At 70.5% G+C, this 15,907-nt stretch carries 11 protein-coding genes; 9 read left to right on the plus strand and 2 right to left on the minus strand.

From position 1 onward, the window contains the following. Nucleotides 1–156: 156 nt before the first annotated feature. Nucleotides 157–2,445 (plus strand): D-alanyl-D-alanine carboxypeptidase/D-alanyl-D-alanine endopeptidase, encoded by a 2,289-nt coding sequence (gene dacB, locus ACN469_RS21015; RefSeq protein WP_498770520.1) that lies wholly within the window; start codon nt 157–159, stop codon nt 2,443–2,445. Between the two features lie 239 nt (nt 2,446–2,684). After that, nucleotides 2,685–3,194, plus strand: a complete 510-nt coding sequence (locus ACN469_RS21020; RefSeq protein ID WP_498770521.1) for a single-stranded DNA-binding protein — start codon at nt 2,685–2,687, stop codon at nt 3,192–3,194. Between the two features lie 108 nt (nt 3,195–3,302). Here the strand turns inward: ACN469_RS21020 and ACN469_RS21025 are convergent, their stop codons facing one another. Further along, nucleotides 3,303–3,980, minus strand: a complete 678-nt coding sequence (locus ACN469_RS21025) for a succinate dehydrogenase/fumarate reductase transmembrane subunit (protein WP_498770522.1) — start codon at nt 3,978–3,980, stop codon at nt 3,303–3,305. Between the two features lie 262 nt (nt 3,981–4,242). Between ACN469_RS21025 and ACN469_RS21030 the strand changes: the two genes are divergently transcribed. The 7 genes from ACN469_RS21030 (at nt 4,243) to ACN469_RS21060 (ending at nt 14,236) form a co-directional block, all read left to right on the plus strand. Further along, the gene (locus ACN469_RS21030; protein WP_498770523.1) at nt 4,243–5,133 is read left to right on the plus strand and encodes an Hsp33 family molecular chaperone HslO; all 891 of its coding nucleotides are present in this window, start codon (nt 4,243–4,245) and stop codon (nt 5,131–5,133) included. 34 nt (nt 5,134–5,167) lie between these two features. Next, nucleotides 5,168–6,199, plus strand: a complete 1,032-nt coding sequence (locus ACN469_RS21035) for a Glu/Leu/Phe/Val dehydrogenase family protein (protein ID WP_498770524.1) — start codon at nt 5,168–5,170, stop codon at nt 6,197–6,199. Nucleotides 6,200–6,325: 126 nt separating this feature from the next. After that, nucleotides 6,326–7,069, plus strand: coding sequence for a phosphoribosyltransferase (locus ACN469_RS21040; RefSeq protein ID WP_498770525.1), 744 nt, complete (start codon nt 6,326–6,328; stop codon nt 7,067–7,069). A 19-nt stretch (nt 7,070–7,088) separates the two neighbouring features. After that, complete coding sequence (gene selB / locus ACN469_RS21045) at nt 7,089–9,005, plus strand: selenocysteine-specific translation elongation factor (RefSeq protein ID WP_498770526.1); 1,917 nt, start codon at nt 7,089–7,091, stop codon at nt 9,003–9,005. Continuing rightward, nucleotides 9,002–11,518 (plus strand): ATP-binding protein, encoded by a 2,517-nt coding sequence (locus ACN469_RS21050; RefSeq protein WP_498770527.1) that lies wholly within the window; start codon nt 9,002–9,004, stop codon nt 11,516–11,518. The genes selB and ACN469_RS21050 overlap by 4 nt, the downstream gene beginning before the upstream one ends. Beyond that, nucleotides 11,515–12,960: a sigma-54-dependent transcriptional regulator gene (locus tag ACN469_RS21055; protein ID WP_498770528.1), complete on the plus strand. Its 1,446-nt coding sequence runs from the start codon at nt 11,515–11,517 to the stop codon at nt 12,958–12,960. The genes ACN469_RS21050 and ACN469_RS21055 overlap by 4 nt, the downstream gene beginning before the upstream one ends. Nucleotides 12,961–13,384: 424 nt before the next feature. Then, entirely contained in the window at nt 13,385–14,236 is an 852-nt protein-coding gene (locus ACN469_RS21060) for a GNAT family N-acetyltransferase (RefSeq protein ID WP_498770529.1), read from the plus strand. Between the two features lie 103 nt (nt 14,237–14,339). On the opposite strand, the gene ACN469_RS21065 is transcribed toward ACN469_RS21060, so the two are convergent. After that, complete coding sequence (locus ACN469_RS21065) at nt 14,340–15,899, minus strand: NADH-quinone oxidoreductase subunit N (protein ID WP_498770530.1); 1,560 nt, start codon at nt 15,897–15,899, stop codon at nt 14,340–14,342. Nucleotides 15,900–15,907: the final 8 nt, after the last annotated feature.

Below are 15,907 nucleotides of genomic sequence, written 5' to 3' on the forward strand. Positions count from 1 at the left end.
TGAGAGGACCGCAGTGAAAAGAAGTCCACATGTGAGGGTCGCCAATTTCCACTTGGCGGTAGAGCGAGCGCCCAACCGTGGACTCCCGCACCCCCGCGCCCTTGCCGTGCTTTCGCGCCCTTCCCCATAATGGCCGCCGACTTCCCCGGAGCGTGCGTGCAGGTTCTTCGAGCCAGACACCTCTTGGCCGCGACGGCCATCGTTTCCCTGCTGCTTCCATACGGTGCCCTCGCGGCGCCGCCCACCTCCGCCGAGAAGCGCGCGGACCGCGAAGCCCTGCGGGCCGCGTTGCTCGAAGTGTTGCAACGCGCGCCGCTCAAGGTGAGCCGCGTGGGCGTCCACATGCAGAGCCTGGACGACGGCGCGGTGGTGTTCACCCACAACGCGGACGAGCTGCTCAACCCGGCGTCGAACGTGAAGCTCGTCACGTCCGCGGCGGCGCTGGCGACGCTCGGGCCGGAGTTCCGCTACGACACGGAGTTCCTCGTCGAGCCGGAGATGCCGACGGACGGCAAGGTGAAGACGCTCTACGTGCGCGGCAAGGGCGACCCGTCCATGACGACCGAGCGCCTGTGGGGCGTGGTGTCGGAGCTGTGGCACTCGGGCCTGCGCGAGGTGGGGGACATCGTCGTGGACGACTCCTGGTTCGACTCCGAGCGCACGCCGCCCGGGTATGACCAGGAGGACTCGGACCGGGCGTACATGGCGCCCACTGGCGCGCTGAGCCTCAACTGGAACGCGGTGGCCATCTTCCTGCGGCCCGGCGCCAGCCCCGGCGCCAAGGGCACCGTGGAGATGGAGCCCCCGAGCGACTACTTCATCGTGGACAACCAGCTGTCCACCGGCGCGAAGCGCGCGCGGCGCGTCTCCGTGACGTCGGACCCGGCGGGCCCGCAGCAGAAAATCGTGGTGCGCGGGCAGGTGCCACCCGAGCGCGGCGGGGCCGTCAGCGTCTGGAAGAAGATCGACAGCCCCCCCATGTACTTCGGCCAGACGCTCAAGCAGCTCTTGAACACGCGCGGCATGAAGGTGAAGGGCCGGGTGAAGACGGGCCTGACGCCGTCCAAGGCGCGCATGGTGCACGTGGCCCAGTCGGACACGTTCGACGTGGTGCTCAAGCGCCTCAACAAGCTCTCCAGCAACTTCGTCGCCGAGCAGCTCCTCAAGACGATGGGCGCGGAGGGGCGTGGCCAGCCGGGCTCCTTCACCAAGGGCGTGGAAGTCGTCGAGCAGTTCCTGGAGCGCGACGTGGGCATCTCCCGCGGCACGTACGTGATGAAGAACGGCAGCGGCCTGAACGACGCGAACCGCTTCTCCGCCGCGCAGCTCAACAAGCTGCTGCGTTACATGTACACGCGCTTCCCCTTCGCGCCGGAGTACCTGTCCTCGGTGCCCATCGCCGGCAAGGACGGCACGCTGAAGTACCGCTTCGAGGGCAGCGACGCGGTGGGCAAGCTGCGCGCGAAGACGGGCACGCTGGAGGGCGTCTCCGCGCTGAGCGGCTACGTGACGAGCGCGGGCGGTGAGCGCTTCTCCTTCTCCATGATGGTGAACGACTTCGCCGGCCGTGCCGGGCCCATCGTCGCGGGCCTGGATGCGCTGGGCGCGGCGGTGGCCGCCACGGGCTCCAGCCTGGGGCCCTCCAGCGCGGTGGCCTCGCTCGCGGACGGGGGCAAGCCGTCGGGCGCCATCGACGACGTGGCGGCCCGCATCAAGACGTACCTGGACCTGGGCCGGCAGAGAGACCAGCGCAACCTGGGCTTCCTGCGCACGGCGTGGCGCAGCGAGAGAGACCCGGCGGTGCGCGCGGTGCTGGCGGAGAGCCTCTACCAGTCCAACCCGCATGACTACCTGGGCGCGCGCACGCTGTTGGACAGCTACTCGGCGGGTAATGACGTGTACGGCCGGCTGAGGGAAGTGGCGCGGATGTTGTCCGTGGAGGTGCCCGGCGTCACCAGCATGGTGGAGCTGGCGGCGGGCGGAAACACGGAGGCGCTGGCCCGGGTGCTGGAGCTGGCGGGCGCCACGGGGGTGGATGCCCAGGCGCAGACGGAGATGTCCGTGGCGCTGGGAGAGGTGGCCCGGACGGCGCCGGAGGAGCTCGTGGTGGCGCTGCGCGCGGCTTCTCCCTCGGACCGCGAGTCGTCCTCGACGCTGCTGGCCCGCGCGCTGGTGCAGGCGGGGCAGGCGGACCACCCCTTCTGGAAGTCGCTGCGCAGGCTGCAGGGCGCGGCGGACCCGCAGGTGGCGACTTTCGCCAAGGGGCTGGACTCCACGCTGTCGCAGAAGGTCGCGGAGGCGAAGGCGCCTCGTCCGGCCGAGGGCGGAGCGCCGGTGCAGGTGGTGGCTCCGGCCGGGGGCTCCTCGTCTCCCGTGCCCCCGCGCTCCACGGGCAGCAGCGCCCCCGATGCGTCGCGCACCGCGGAGACGCGTCCGGGCGGGTAGTACCGCGTGGGCGGGTGCCACCTCTCAGGTGGTGCCCTCCCGCACCTTTCCACCGATGCCTCCTCGCTCGTGGGGCCGCCATCCGGGCGGGCATGGCGCCTGGGGCCCGGGCTCCGCCTTCTGGAAATGTCAGGCCGCACTGCTATACGTCGGAGGCAACCTGCCAGGGCTGATGCCCGGCGGGTCAGTTTCCTCTCCGTGGTGGAGGGGAACTCGGCGGAAAGACAGAGGGAGCAGTCATGGCAGGCGGCGTGAACAAGGTCATCCTCATCGGCAACCTGGGTGCGGACCCCGAAGTGCGGTTCACCCCGGGTGGTCAGGCGGTCGCGAACTTCCGCATCGCCACCAGCGAGAGCTGGCTGGACAAGAGCGGCCAGAAGCAGGAGCGGACCGAGTGGCACCGCATCGTCGTCTGGGGAAAGCTCGCGGAGCTCTGCGGCGAGTACCTCAAGAAGGGACGGCAGTGCTACGTCGAGGGCCGCCTGCAGACGCGCGAGTGGATGGATAAGGAGAACCGGAAGAACTACACCACGGAAGTCGTGGCCAACGCGGTGACGTTCCTGGGCGGTCGTGACGCCGGGGACGGCGCGAGCGGCGGTGGTGGTGGTGGACGCCGGCAGTCCGGTGGTGGCGGGCAGTCGCGCGGCATGGACAACAACGACTACGGCCAGCCGCCTCCCATGGATGACGGCATGGGCGGTCCCCCCTCCGGCGGTGGCGGCAACAACGAGGACGACATCCCGTTCTGAGCGCCCGCGCTTCGCGGCACTCCAGAAACGAACCGGCCGCTCCCCGGAAGTCTCGGGGGCGGCCGGTGTGCTTTCAGGGCTGTGACGCCGGAGGCGGGCGTCCCGGGACTACGAGCCCGAGGGACCGAAGGCGGCGCCCGCGGTGTAGAGCGCGTAGATGACGCTCCAGCTCATCGCCGTCAGGAGCAGGAAGAGGAGGATGGAGACCGGCTCGAAGCGGCGCATGGCGCGCTCGCTGCCCAGGAGGCCCCAGCCCATGGCGAAGCCCTGGAGGCCGTTGGCCAGGTGGTACGCGGTGCCCATCGTGCCCAGCAGGTAGACGATGAGCGTGGGGCCGTGGAAGTGCATCTCCCGGGCGATGTCGGAGAAGGCCTCCGGGTGTCCCGCCACCAGGCGCGGCTGCAGGAAGGCCAGCCAGATGTGGGCGCCGAGGAAGGCGAGCACACCCAGGGCGCTCACGCGCTGGAGGATGAACTTGAAGTTGCCGTAGTTGTTGTAGCGGTTGTTGTTCGGCCGGAAGCTGAAGAGCCGGACGAGGCCCCAGCCGGTGTGGAACAGCAGCGGCAGCATGACGATGATGAACGTCAGGGCCTGGGAGTAGGGGTTGGCGTACGTGGTGACGGACTTCTCCCACGCGGCCGCGCCGTTGAACGCGGAGAGGTTGTCCCAGAGGTGGTTGACGACCCAGAACGTCAGGGGCACCACCGCGAGGAACGAGCCCAGGCGGGACTTGAGGAGCGGAGTCTTCGTTGAAACGGCGTCGGCTGTGGTGGCCTGGGTGCTCATCGGGTCTCCAGCGATGGCGCGCGGGCAAGTGGCCGCGCCCCAAGTCAAAGTCGGGTGACTGTCGGAGGGCGGTTTATAGCCGTTCCGGCCAGGACGCTGGATTTCTTCCGCATCCCCGCATGGCAGCCGTCGCGCACGGAGGCATAAGCCTGGACTTATGCGTCACCCTGGGTGGCCCTGCTGCCGGGCCGGCATGCGACGGGGCGTCCGCCTTCTGACGTTGGCGGGCACGGCCGGCTCGGGCACGCTAAGTCGCTCTGCCATGTCCGATGAGCTCGTCAGTGGATTGCTGAAGACGTCCGGTGTGCGCGTGGTGCTGGCGCTCACCACGGACCTGTCCCGTCAGGCCCGCGCCACCCACCACACCGCCCCCGCCGCCGCCGCGCTGCTGTCCCAGGCGCTCACCGCCGCCGCCCTGCTGGGCGCGCTCCAGAAGGGCGAGTCCCGCGTCAACCTCCAGGTGGAGTGCGACGGGCCGCTGCGAGGCCTCTTCGTGGACGGCGACACGTCCGGCCTCGTGCGGGGCTACGTGAAGAACACCCTCGTGGAGTACGTGGGCAACGAGGACAAATACCTCTGGCGTCCCGTGCTGGGGAACAAGGGCTTCCTGTCCGTGCTGCGGGACCTGGGCGGCGGTGAGCACTACCGCTCGTCGGTGGAGCTGGAGCACTTCGACCTCGCGGAGGACCTGGAGCGCTACTTCCATCAGTCGGATCAGCTCCCCTCGCGTCTGGTGCTCGCGCAGCTCCCCCTCCAGGTCGACGGCAAGCCGGAGCCCCTGGGCGTCGTCGCCGGCCTGCTCATCCAGCCCTTGCCGGACGCGGACCTGGAGGCCTTCCAGGTGCTCGGTGAGCGGTTGCGTCGTGACGCCACGTCGGTGCTCCTGACGCACGCGGCGTCCGGTGGGTCCGCGGTGCTGCGCGCGCTGTTGCCGGAAGCGGACTTCGAGGTGATGTCCCGCTATCCGCTGCGCTTCGGCTGCTCGTGCAGCGAGGACCGCGTGAAGCGCGCGCTGCTCGCGATGGGACGCGAGGAGCTGCAGGACCTCCTGGAGAAAGAAGGACAAGCGGAAGCAACGTGTCAATTCTGCACGACGCGCTATGTCATTCCAGGAGAGGTCATTCGAGGCATGTTGGAGAGCGGCACGGTTTGACTTGGGTGCGTGGCCTCGGTAGAGGCCGCGCGCCATGAGTTACTTCACGCAACTGCTCGAGGGCGGCTACGAAGCCGTCCATCTGCTCAGCGACTCCCGGACGGGCCTGCGGGCCATCGTCGGAATGCACAACACGCGGCTCGGCCCCGGGCTGGGTGGGACGCGCGCGTTGGCGACGTACACCAGCGAGGAGGAGGCCGTCGCGGACGCGCTCCGGCTGGCGCGCGGCATGACGTACAAGGCGGCGCTCGCGAACCTGCCGCATGGGGGTGGCAAGGCCGTCATCATGCTGCCGCGCGGCAACTTCGACCGGGCGAAGCTGTTCGAGTCCTTTGGCCGCGCGGTGGAGTCGCTCGGCGGTCGCTACATCACCACCGAGGACAGCGGCACCAGCACGGACGACATGGAGCACGTGCGCAAGCACACCCAAAATGTCGTCGGCCTGAAGGAGCGCAGCGGAGACCCGTCGCCGGTGACGGCGTACGGCGTGGCGCGCGCGATGGAGGCCACGGCGAAGCACGTCTTCGGCAGCCCGGACCTCAAGGGGCTGCGCGTCACGGTGCTGGGCGTGGGCCACGTGGGCATGTACCTGGTGAAGGAGCTGCACGAGCGCGGCGCCAAGGTCTGGGTGAGCGACATCAACGCCGCCAGCGTGGCGCACGCTGTGAAGGAGTACGGCGCCACGGCGGTGGACGCGGACACGCTGCACCGCATGGAGGCAGACGTCTACGCGCCCTGCGCGCTGGGCGGCGCCATCAACGACGCCACGCTGCCGCTGCTCAAGGTGAAGGCGGTGTGTGGAGCGGCCAACAATCAATTGCTCACCATGCGACACGGTGAGCAGCTCGCCAGCCGAGGCATCCTCTACGTGCCGGACTACGCGGCCAATGCCGGGGGCCTCATCAACGTGGCTCAGGAGTGGGCGGGGTATGACCGGGAGAAGGCCTACGCCCGGGCGGCGAACATCTTCGACACCATCGACACCGTGCTGCGGCGCGCGAAGGAGTCGGGCCAGCGTCCGGAGCAGGTGGCGGACCGCATGGTGGAGGAGAAGCTGGCGGCGTGACGCGCGCGGCTGAGCCGTCACCTCGGCGTGTCTTCGGATGTATCGAGGTGCGGGCTTCAGCGGGAGGTGGCCAGGGCGCGGTCCTCGGGGTATGACGGGGCCGCACCCCAGCCGGAGCTCACCGCCGTGGCCACCAAGCGGGCAGCGCCCGGGCCCAAGGCCCAGGGCAAGCGCAAGCCCACCGCGAAGTCCTCCTCGAAGAAGACTTCTCCCAAGACTCGTGTCGCACCGTCGTCCGCGTCGTTGTCCGCCGCGGAGCGCAATCAGGCGCAGAAGCTCGTCTCCATTCCCGTGGACATGGTGCTGGCGCCGCAGGTCGAAGTCCCGCGTCAGCCCACGGGCAAGGACCAGTCGCGCAAGCGCTCCGCGGGCGTGAAGGAGCTGACGTGGGCGGACTTCGACCGCGCCGTGCACCACCTGGCCGACGCCATCCGCAAGACGTTCAAGCCGGAGGCGGTGGTGGGCGTGGCCCACGGCGGCGTCTTCGTCGGCGGCGCGCTGTCCTCGGCGCTGGGCTGCGCGTTCTTCCCGGTGCGCATCAGCCGTCGCAGTCGCGACCGGGGTGACGAGGGGCGTCCGAAGGGTGGGCCCAAGACGAGCGGAGAGATGCCGCGCGAGCTGAAGGGCAAGCGCGTGCTCATCGTCGACGACGTGGCCTCCAGTGGTGACACGCTGTCCTTGGCCACGGCGCTGGCGCGCGAGGCGGGCGCCACCAAGGTGTCGACGGCGTGCCTCGTCTCGAAGCCGGAGGGCTTCGCCCCGGACTTCGCCGGGCTGACCACCGGCTCGCTCGTGGTCTTCCCATGGGACTACGCGCCCGGCGCGGGTGACGCGCGCTTCGACGAGGACCCGGACAAGGCGGGGGCGTGAGCGGTGCCGTGGTGAGGCGATGATTGTCGGCACCGCGGGACACATCGACCACGGCAAGACGTCGCTGGTGAAGGCCCTCACCGGCATCGACACGGACCGGCTCCAGGAGGAGAAGCGCCGGGGCATCACCCTGGAGCTGGGCTTCGCGCACCTGACGCTGGATGACGGCTCGGTGGCGGGTGTGGTGGATGTGCCCGGCCACGAGCGCTTCGTGAAGGCGATGGCCGCGGGCGCGGGCGGCGTGGACCTGGCCGTGCTGGTGGTGGCCTCGGACGAGGGCGTGATGCCCCAGACTCGCGAGCACCTGGACATCTGCGGGCTGCTGGGTGTGCGCGCTGGCGTCGTCGCCCTCACCAAGTCGGACCTGCTGGCGGAGCCCGGGCCGGAGTGGCGCGTGCTGGTGGAGGCGGACCTCGCCGCGCTCACCGCGGGCTCCTTCCTGGAGAGTGCGCCGGTGGTGCCCTGCTCGACGCGCACGGGCGAGGGCCTGGACGCGCTGCGCACCGCGCTCAGCCGAGCCGCTGGGGCGCTGGCGAAGCGTCCCTCGGAGGGGCCGACCTTCCTGCCGGTGGACCGCGTCTTCACGCTGAAGGGCTTCGGCACGGTGGTGACGGGCACGCTGCTGTCGGGCACGGTGGCGGTGGACGACGCGGTGTCGCTGCTCCCCGGGCAGCCGGGCCCGCTGCGGGTGCGCGGCGTTCAGGTGCATGGGCGCGCGGTGGAGAAGGTGGAGGCCGGCCAGCGCGCGGCGGTGAACCTGCCGGGCGTGGACGCGGAGTCGCTCTCCCGAGGGCAGGTGCTGACGCGCGCCGGTGAGCTGCCCGAGACGCGCATGTTGGATGTGGAGTTGACGCTGCTGCCGACGGCGGAGGCCGCGCTGCCGCGCCGCCGCAAGCTGCTCTTGCACCTGGGTACGTCCCAGGTGGAGGCCACGGTGGCGCTGCTGGACGTGGAGCGGCTGGAGCCCGGTGGGACGACGCTGGCGCAGCTGCGACTGGCGGCTCCGGTGGCGGCGCTCGTGGGCCAGCGCTTCATCCTCCGAGGCTCGCGCGCGCTGCCCGGGCGGGGCGCGACGCTCGCGGGGGGACGGGTGCTGTCGATTGCGCCGCCTCGCCGTCGCAAGGGTGGCTCGGCGGTGGTGGCGCCGCTGCGGGAGGCGGACCCGGCGGGGCAGGTGGCGTGGCTGCTGCGGCAGGCTGGTTATCGCGGGTTGACTCAGGCGGAGCTGTTCGGTCGCTCGGGGCTGGGTCCTCGGGTGCTGACGCGCGCGCTGGAACTGCTGAGCCCTCGGGGCGCGGCGCTGCTGCTGGACCGGGAGCGGCGGCTGTACCTGTCCGGCGAGGTGTTCGAGGGACTGCAGGGGCGGGCGCTCGCACTGCTGGCCGCCTTCCATGAGCGCGAGCCCTTGCGCGAGGGCCTGTCCCGCGAGGAGCTGCGGCAGCGCCTGTCGTCCGAGCTGGACGCTCGCGCCTTTCAGCGGGTGTTGCAGGGACTGGGGGACACCGGGAAGCTGGAGGTGGACCGGGACCTCGTGCGTCTGAAGGGGCGCGGCCGTGCATTGTCGCTGGGGGACGAGGCGGCCCGGGCGCGGCTCGCCGCGGAGCTGTCCGCGGCGGGACTGGCCCCGCCCACGGAGGCCGAGCTGTCCCAGAAGCTCCAGCTCCCGGTGCCCCGCCTGCGAGAGCTGTTGAAGGTGCTGGTGGCCGAGGGGAGGGTGGCGCGGCTCAGCGAGGAGCTGTGCTTCGACGCGGCGGCGCTGGGGGCCCTGCGAGAACGGTTGGTTGCCCACCTGCGCGAGAAGAAGGAAATTAGCACCCAGGCCTTCAAGGAACTGGTGGGACAGAGCCGCAAGTTCGTCATCCCTCTGTCCGAGTACTTCGACCGGGAGAAGGTGACGCTCCGGGTAGGCGAGAAGCGGGTGCTGCGTCGCGGATGAGCACGAGGCATTACAGCGAGGCGTCGCTGCGCGCCTTCATCGAGCCCTTCGCCAACCCCGTGCTCGCGGTGGTGGACGGACGGGTGTTCGCCGCGAATGACGCGTACCTCGCGCTGCTGGGGCTGCCCCGGGAGCGAGTCGAGGGGCGCTCCATCATGGACTTCGTCCAGCCGGAGGACCGCAGCCGGCTGGTCGAGCGCTACCGCCTGCTGGAGTCCGGCGTGCCCATGGAGCCGGCGACGCAGCTCTACCAGGTGCCCTCGGCGGACGGCGTCCCCCGAGAGGTGGCCCTCTACGCGTCCCATCTCCAGCTCGAGGGCGGGGGCCGGGCGCTGCTGCTCAACCTGCTGGTGATGATGGACCGGCCCTCGGAGCTGTCCGTGGCCGAGCGACTGGTGGAGACCTCCGCGGGCCTCGTCTCCGCGCACTCGGAGGACGCGGTGCGCCGCGTCGCGGTCAAGGGCCTGGAGGCCGCGGGCTTCAGGGTGCGGCTGCTCCGGTGGGACGGCATGCGGCTGCACGCGCTCGACGGCGGGCCTCCTCCGGCGGACGTGTATCTGGGACTGGAGGCGCTGTCGGATGGGCGCCCTGTCTTCGGTGGCGCGGAGCGGGCCGCGCCCACGCACGTGTACCTGCCGGTGGGTGGGCCCCAGGTGGAGGTGTTGCGCGTGGAGGGGCCGTGGGTGGCGCCTCGTCATGGCTCGGTGCTGACGCTCTTCGCGAAGGTGGTGGGGGCTGCGCTGACGGACGCGCGTGTGCAGGCGGACGGCACCCGCAGCCGGTGGGAAGTGGGCGCCGTCGCGGAGATGGCGCGCTTCGTGGCGCGGCCGATTCCCCCCACGCCGGAGGACTTCCTGTCGCGCGTGTCGGAGCTGCTGCTGGCGGAGGCCGCCGTGCTGCACCTGATGCAGGGCGAGGAGAAGCCGCTGGAGCTGACCGCCCACTTCGGGCTGGCGGAGAGCGGCGTCTCCGAGGGGAGCGTGGGCCGTCTGAGCGGGGTGATGGGGGCCACGGTGCCGGACGCACTGGATGGAGACCTCACCACGGAGGCCCAGGCGGCGGTGCTGCGTGAAGTCTCGGGTGGGGCGCTGGGCAGCGGCGCGGCGGTGCGGCTGGCGCGCGGTGGAGAGGTCTGCGGCGTGCTCCAAGTTCTTCGCGCGCCGGACCGGCCCTTCGACGCGCGGGACGTGCGGCTGCTCGGGACGTTGTCGGAGCTGCTGGTGACGCTGCTGGAGCAGCGGCGGTTGCGCTCGGAGTCGGCGCGGCAGCTCACCGAGACGCGCCTGCTGTTGGACCTGGCCCGCACCACGTCGGGCGTGCTGGAGACCTCCAGCATCCTCGACGTGGCCTCGGACTTCCTGGTCCACCTGCTGGACGTGTCCAACTGCTACATCATGCTGTACGACGAGAGCGCCAAGGTGCTCCGGGGCGCGGCGGCCTCCGCGGCGCATCGCGACTTCTTCCGCACGGTGGAGCTGTCGCTGAGCAGTGACAGCGTGGCGGCGCGAGCGGCGCGCGAGCGTCGGCCGGTGGCCATCGAGGACGTGGAGGCCTTCGGCGGGGGCTTCAACCCTCAGCTCGTGCAGCGCTTCGGAGAGAAGGCGCTCCTGGCGTTGCCGCTCACCTCGCGCGAGGAGCTCATCGGCGTGGTGCTGGTGGACGACACGCGGCGCACCCGAGGCTTCAGCCCGGAGCTCGTCGAGCTGGCGGAGGCCACGTGTGGCCAGCTCGCGCTCTCCATCGCCAACGCGCGCCTGTACGAGTCGCTGTGGGCCAGCTACGCGGAGCTGGCCGCCACGCGCGCGGAGATGGTGAAGCGCGAGCGTCTGGCCGCGCTGGGAGAGCTGTCCGCGATTGTCGCGCACGAGGTGCGCAACCCGCTGGGCGTCATCTTCAACGCGGTGGCGTCGCTGCGCCGGCTGCTGGAGCCCTCCGGTGACGCGGGCATGCTGCTGGACATCCTGGGCGAGGAGAGCGACCGCCTCAACCGCATTGTTGGAGACCTGCTGGACTACACGCGCCCCAGGAACCCGGTGCTCCAGCACGAGGACCTGGGCCGCGTGCTCCAGGACTCGCTGGAAGCGGCGCGCGTGCAGGGCGGTGGCTCCGAGCGGCCCGTGCAAATCGACGCGGAGGTGGAGCCGGGCCTGCCGCCGGTGCCCATGGACCGCCGGCTCATCCGCCAGGCGCTCGTCAACGTGGCCGTCAACGCGATTCAATCCATGCCGCAGGGTGGACGGGTGCAGGTGCGGGCTCGCCGTGAGGCGCATGGCGGGCGCGAGCAGCTGCGCATCGACGTGGCGGACCAGGGGCTGGGCATTCCCGCCGAGCTGCTCCACCGCGTCTTCGAGCCCTTCTTCACCACCAAGGCGCAGGGCACGGGCCTGGGCCTGGCTGTCGTCAAACGTATCCTCGAGGAACATCGAGGCGAAATCGCCGTGGACAGCATCCCCGGTCGCGGTACCACCTTCACCTTCCGCCTTCCTCTCTCTCAGCCCCCGTCCTTCCCATGACTGACGCGAACACCCCGCCGTCCCGTGGACGCATCCTCGTGGTGGATGACCAGCGCAACATGCGCGCGACCACCGCGCTGCTCCTGCGCGCCGAGCACTACACCGTCTTCGAGGCGGGCACGGGTGAGGAGGCCCTGGCCCACCTGTCCGGCGGCAGCATGGACCTGCTGCTGACGGACTTGAAGATGGAGCCCATGGACGGGCTGACGCTGCTCAGGCGCGCGCTGGAAGTGGCCCCTCGCCTCCAGGTCATCATGATGACGGCCTTCGGCTCCATCGAGAGCGCGGTGGAGGCGATGCGGCTGGGCGCCTATGACTACGTCACCAAGCCCTTCAAGGAGAGCGAGCTGCGCTACCGCGTGGAGCGCGCCCTGGAGCGCGCGCGCCTCCTGCGTGACGTGGACAACCTCGCCACCGACTTCAACCAGCGCCACGGCCTGTCCGCGCTGGTGGGGCGCAGCGCCGCCATGAGGGACCTCACCTCACGGCTGATGCGCGTGGCGCAGAGCGACGCCACCGTGCTCATCCAGGGAGAGAGCGGCACCGGCAAGGAGCTGGTGGCCCGCGCGCTCCACGCGCACAGCCGGCGCAAGAACCGCTCCTTCGTGCCCGTCAACTGCGCCGCCATCAGCGAGTCCCTGCTGGAGAGCGAGCTGTTCGGCCACGCGAAGGGCGCCTTCACGGGCGCGGTGAAGGCGCGCCGCGGCCTCTTCGAAGAGGCCGACGGCGGCACGCTCTTCATCGACGAAGTGACGGAGACGAGCCCCACCTTCCAGTCCAAGCTGCTGCGCGCCCTCCAGGAGGGCGAGGTGCGCCGCGTGGGCGAGTCCACCGCGCTGCGCGTGGACGTGCGCACCGTCGCCGCCACCAACCGCGATATCGAGGTGGAGGTGCGCGAGAAGCGCTTCCGCCAGGACCTCTACTACCGCCTCAACGTGGTGACGCTGCGCGTGCCCCCGCTGCGAGAGCGCCTGGATGACGTGCCCGTCCTCGCCGAGCATTTCCTGGAGCGCGCCAACGCCCGCAGCCCCAACCCCCGGCGCCTGTCCGCCTCCGCCGTGACGCACCTGATGGGCTACGACTTCCCCGGCAACGTGCGCGAGCTGGAGAACCTGGTGGAGCAGGCCGCCGCGCTCGCGGAGAGCGACGAGCTGATGCCCGAGGACTTCCCGCTGCGCCAGGCCCGCATGTCGCCCGCGCACGGCACCTCCAGCCTCAGCGCCCTGGATGGGCAGCTGGGGCTCGGCGCGGGCACGGCCGGAGGCCCCACCCTGGCCCAGGTGGTGGAAGACGCCGAGCGTCGCGCCATCGCCCAGTCCCTGGAGCGCCACGGCGTGGACCTGGCCCGCGTCGCTGACGAGCTGGGCGTCTCCTCCACCACTCTCTGGCGGAAGATGAAGCGCCTCAACCTCCGCCCTCCCACCGAGGCGAGCCGGGAGTAGGGTGGAGTTGGACGTGTAACTTTTGCGCACCCGTGGATTCAGATCCGAAATGAACGAGGTTCATCGGTGAAAAGCACAGGCGCTTGAAATCATTGAGAATTTTCAGTTCTGCAAGTTGATTTCAGGGCTGCAATGCAATCGCCGAGGTTGGCCAATGTCGGGTGGACCTCTAAGTGCCTGAGAAAACTGGAGTTTGTCCCCAGAGCGGCACTTGGCACGACGACTGCTATACCTCCACGCGGGACACATCGAAGCGAGGCTGAAGGCGGTTCCCCCCCACCCCTTCAGCACTTCCGGTGAGTCACCTTCAGAAGACCCGCGGCCCGACCCTCCCCTGTGGAGTGTCGGGCCGCCTTCTTTTGTGCCGTCGGGCGTTGAAATCCGTCCGCGTCGGTGTGCTCCATCCTTCCCGGAGGAGTGCCTGATGGCGGTGGAAGTGGGACGGCAGCCGTGTCCGTGGAGGCTGAGGCCTGGGCGCGAGGACGACTACCCGACGTACGCGAGGCTGTTCACGGAGCTGGGCGTGCCAGAGCCGCCACCCCCCGCCACCGTGTGGGCGCGGGAAGTCGCGCCCCGCACCCTGCTGGTGGACGGGCCGGGTGGGGTGGAGGGGTACACGTCGACAGACGTGCTGGGCGCGCTGGGCTACGTGGGGCAGCTCGTCGTGGCGCCCTCCGCGCGCGGGCAGGGGTTGGGGCGCTGGATGATGCGGCGCGTGGCGGAGCGCTTCCGCGAGCAGGGCTGTCAGAGCTGGGTCCTCAACGTGAAGCGGGACAACGCCGCGGCCCTGGGGCTGTACCTCTCGCTGGGCATGAAGCTCGCGCGCCAGGGCACCAGCTTCATGGTGACGCGTGCCCAGGTGGCCATGCTGCCGCCCGTGCCCTCCGGGCTGGTGGTGGTGCCCCTGGAAGCAGGTGACAGGGAGCCGCTGACGCAGGCCTTCGGGATGATGCCGGGCAAGCTCGCGTGCTACGCGACGCTGCCTTCGCACCGCCTGCTGCGGCTGGCGCGCGAGGACGGCGAGCCCGGGACGCTGGGGATGATGGACTTCCGCTCCGGTGGCGCGGTCCTCTACCCCTTCTTCGCGGCGTCGCTGGCCCACGCGCGAGCGCTGCTGGAGAGCGCCTTCTCGCTGCTGGGAGAGGCCCGTGAGTTGGTCGCCGTGGTGGTGACGGACGACGTGCCCCTGGAGCGACTCCTGCGCGACGCGGGCGCCTCCGTGAGCATGGAGACCTTCGAGCTGCGTGGAGCGCTTCCGGAGTCGGAGCTGCCATAGCGCGGCTTCGCGGCGGGCGCCGGAAAGACGACGCCCGCCCGAGCACGAGGCCGGGGCGGGCGTGGGTGACGACGGGGCGCGGAGGCCCCGAGTCGGGTGCGGCCTACTGACCGAAGATGCTGCTGGCCTGCTCCAGCCACGCGGTGATGGGGCCGGGGAGGATGCCGAACACCAGCACGGCGGCGGTGGAGAGGACCAGCGCCAGCTCCGTGGACCAGCTCCGCTCGAGCGGCTGGGCGCCCTCGGGCACGGGCCGCATGAACATGTAGACCACCACGCGCAGGTAGTAATAGGCGCCCGCCGCGCTGGCGAGCACGCCGACGATGGCCAGGCCGATGAGGCCCGAGTCCACCGCGCTCTGGAAGATGAGCAGCTTGCTCATGAAGCCGATGGTGGGAGGAATCCCGCCCAGCGACAGCATGAAGGTGGCCATGGCCACGGCCCAGCCCGGACGGCGCTGCGCCAGCCCGCTGAAGCGCTCCAAATCCCACGCGGTGCCCTTCTCCTCGTCCTCGCGGCGCTCCAGCACGGACACCAGGGTGAAGGCACCCACGGCGCTGAAGGTGTAGGCGAGCAGGTAGAAGAGGATGCCGCGCAAGGCCTGCGAGCGCGCCAGCTCCACCGGCGAGCCACCCGTCAGCTCGGACGGGCCCAGCAGGCGGAACTGCTCACCCGGCGCGGTGACGAACAGCGCCGCCACGCCCACCAGGAGGTAGCCGGCGTGGGCGATGGACGAGTACGCCAGCATGCGCTTCACGTTGCGCTGCGGAATCGCCAGCAGGTTGCCCACCACCATGGTGAGGAAGGCGAGGGTGGAGAACAGCACCAGCGGCAGGTGCGGGTCGATTCCCTTGCCCAGCGTGAGGAACACGCGAACCATCGCCGCGAAGGCCGCGGCCTTCACGCCCGCGCTCATCAGCGCGGTGACGGGGGTGGGAGCACCCTCGTACACGTCCGGCGTCCACATGTGGAACGGCACCGCGGCGACCTTGAAGGCGAAGCCGGAGCCCAGGAGGATGAGGCCCGCGTAGACCAGCGCCGGCTGGCTGGCGAGCGCGCCGGACAGCGGGCCCACCATGGCCGTCAGCTTCGTGGTGCCGGTGGCGCCGTACAGGAGCGCCGCGCCGTACAGCAGCACCGCGGAGGAGAAGGCGCCGAGGATGAAGTACTTGAAGCCCGCCTCGCTCGGCCGCGTGCCACGGCGCAGGTACGACGTCAGCGCGTAGGTCGCGATGGAGAGGACCTCCAGGTTGACGAAGAGCGTGATGAGCTCGTTGGACAGCGCCAACAGGCTCATGCCCGCCGCGGCGAAGAGCATCAGCGCGTAGAACTCACCGCGCTCCGCCCCGCGCTTGCGCAGGAAGCTCACCGAGCTCAGCGCCGCCAGGCCCAGGCCCACGCACACCACGAAGGTGAGGAAGCTGGAGAAGGGGTCCAGCACGCCGAAGCCGAGGAACACCTCGTGCGCCGGCTCGAACATGTTGGCCACGGCCATGGCGCCCGCGGCGACCGACGCCACCACGGTGAGCACGGCCTGGTAGGAGCGCGACGCGTTGGCGCCGAGGAACACTTCCGACAAGAGCAGGATGCAGGCTCCCACCACCAGGATGATGGCGGGAATCAGCGGGAGGAAGTCTGCCAGGGTGAGATTGGGCAGGATCATGTCGTGGG

Origin of the sequence: Corallococcus terminator (genome assembly GCF_049194865.1) — a bacterium.
GTDB classification, from domain to species: domain Bacteria; phylum Myxococcota; class Myxococcia; order Myxococcales; family Myxococcaceae; genus Myxococcus; species Myxococcus terminator_A.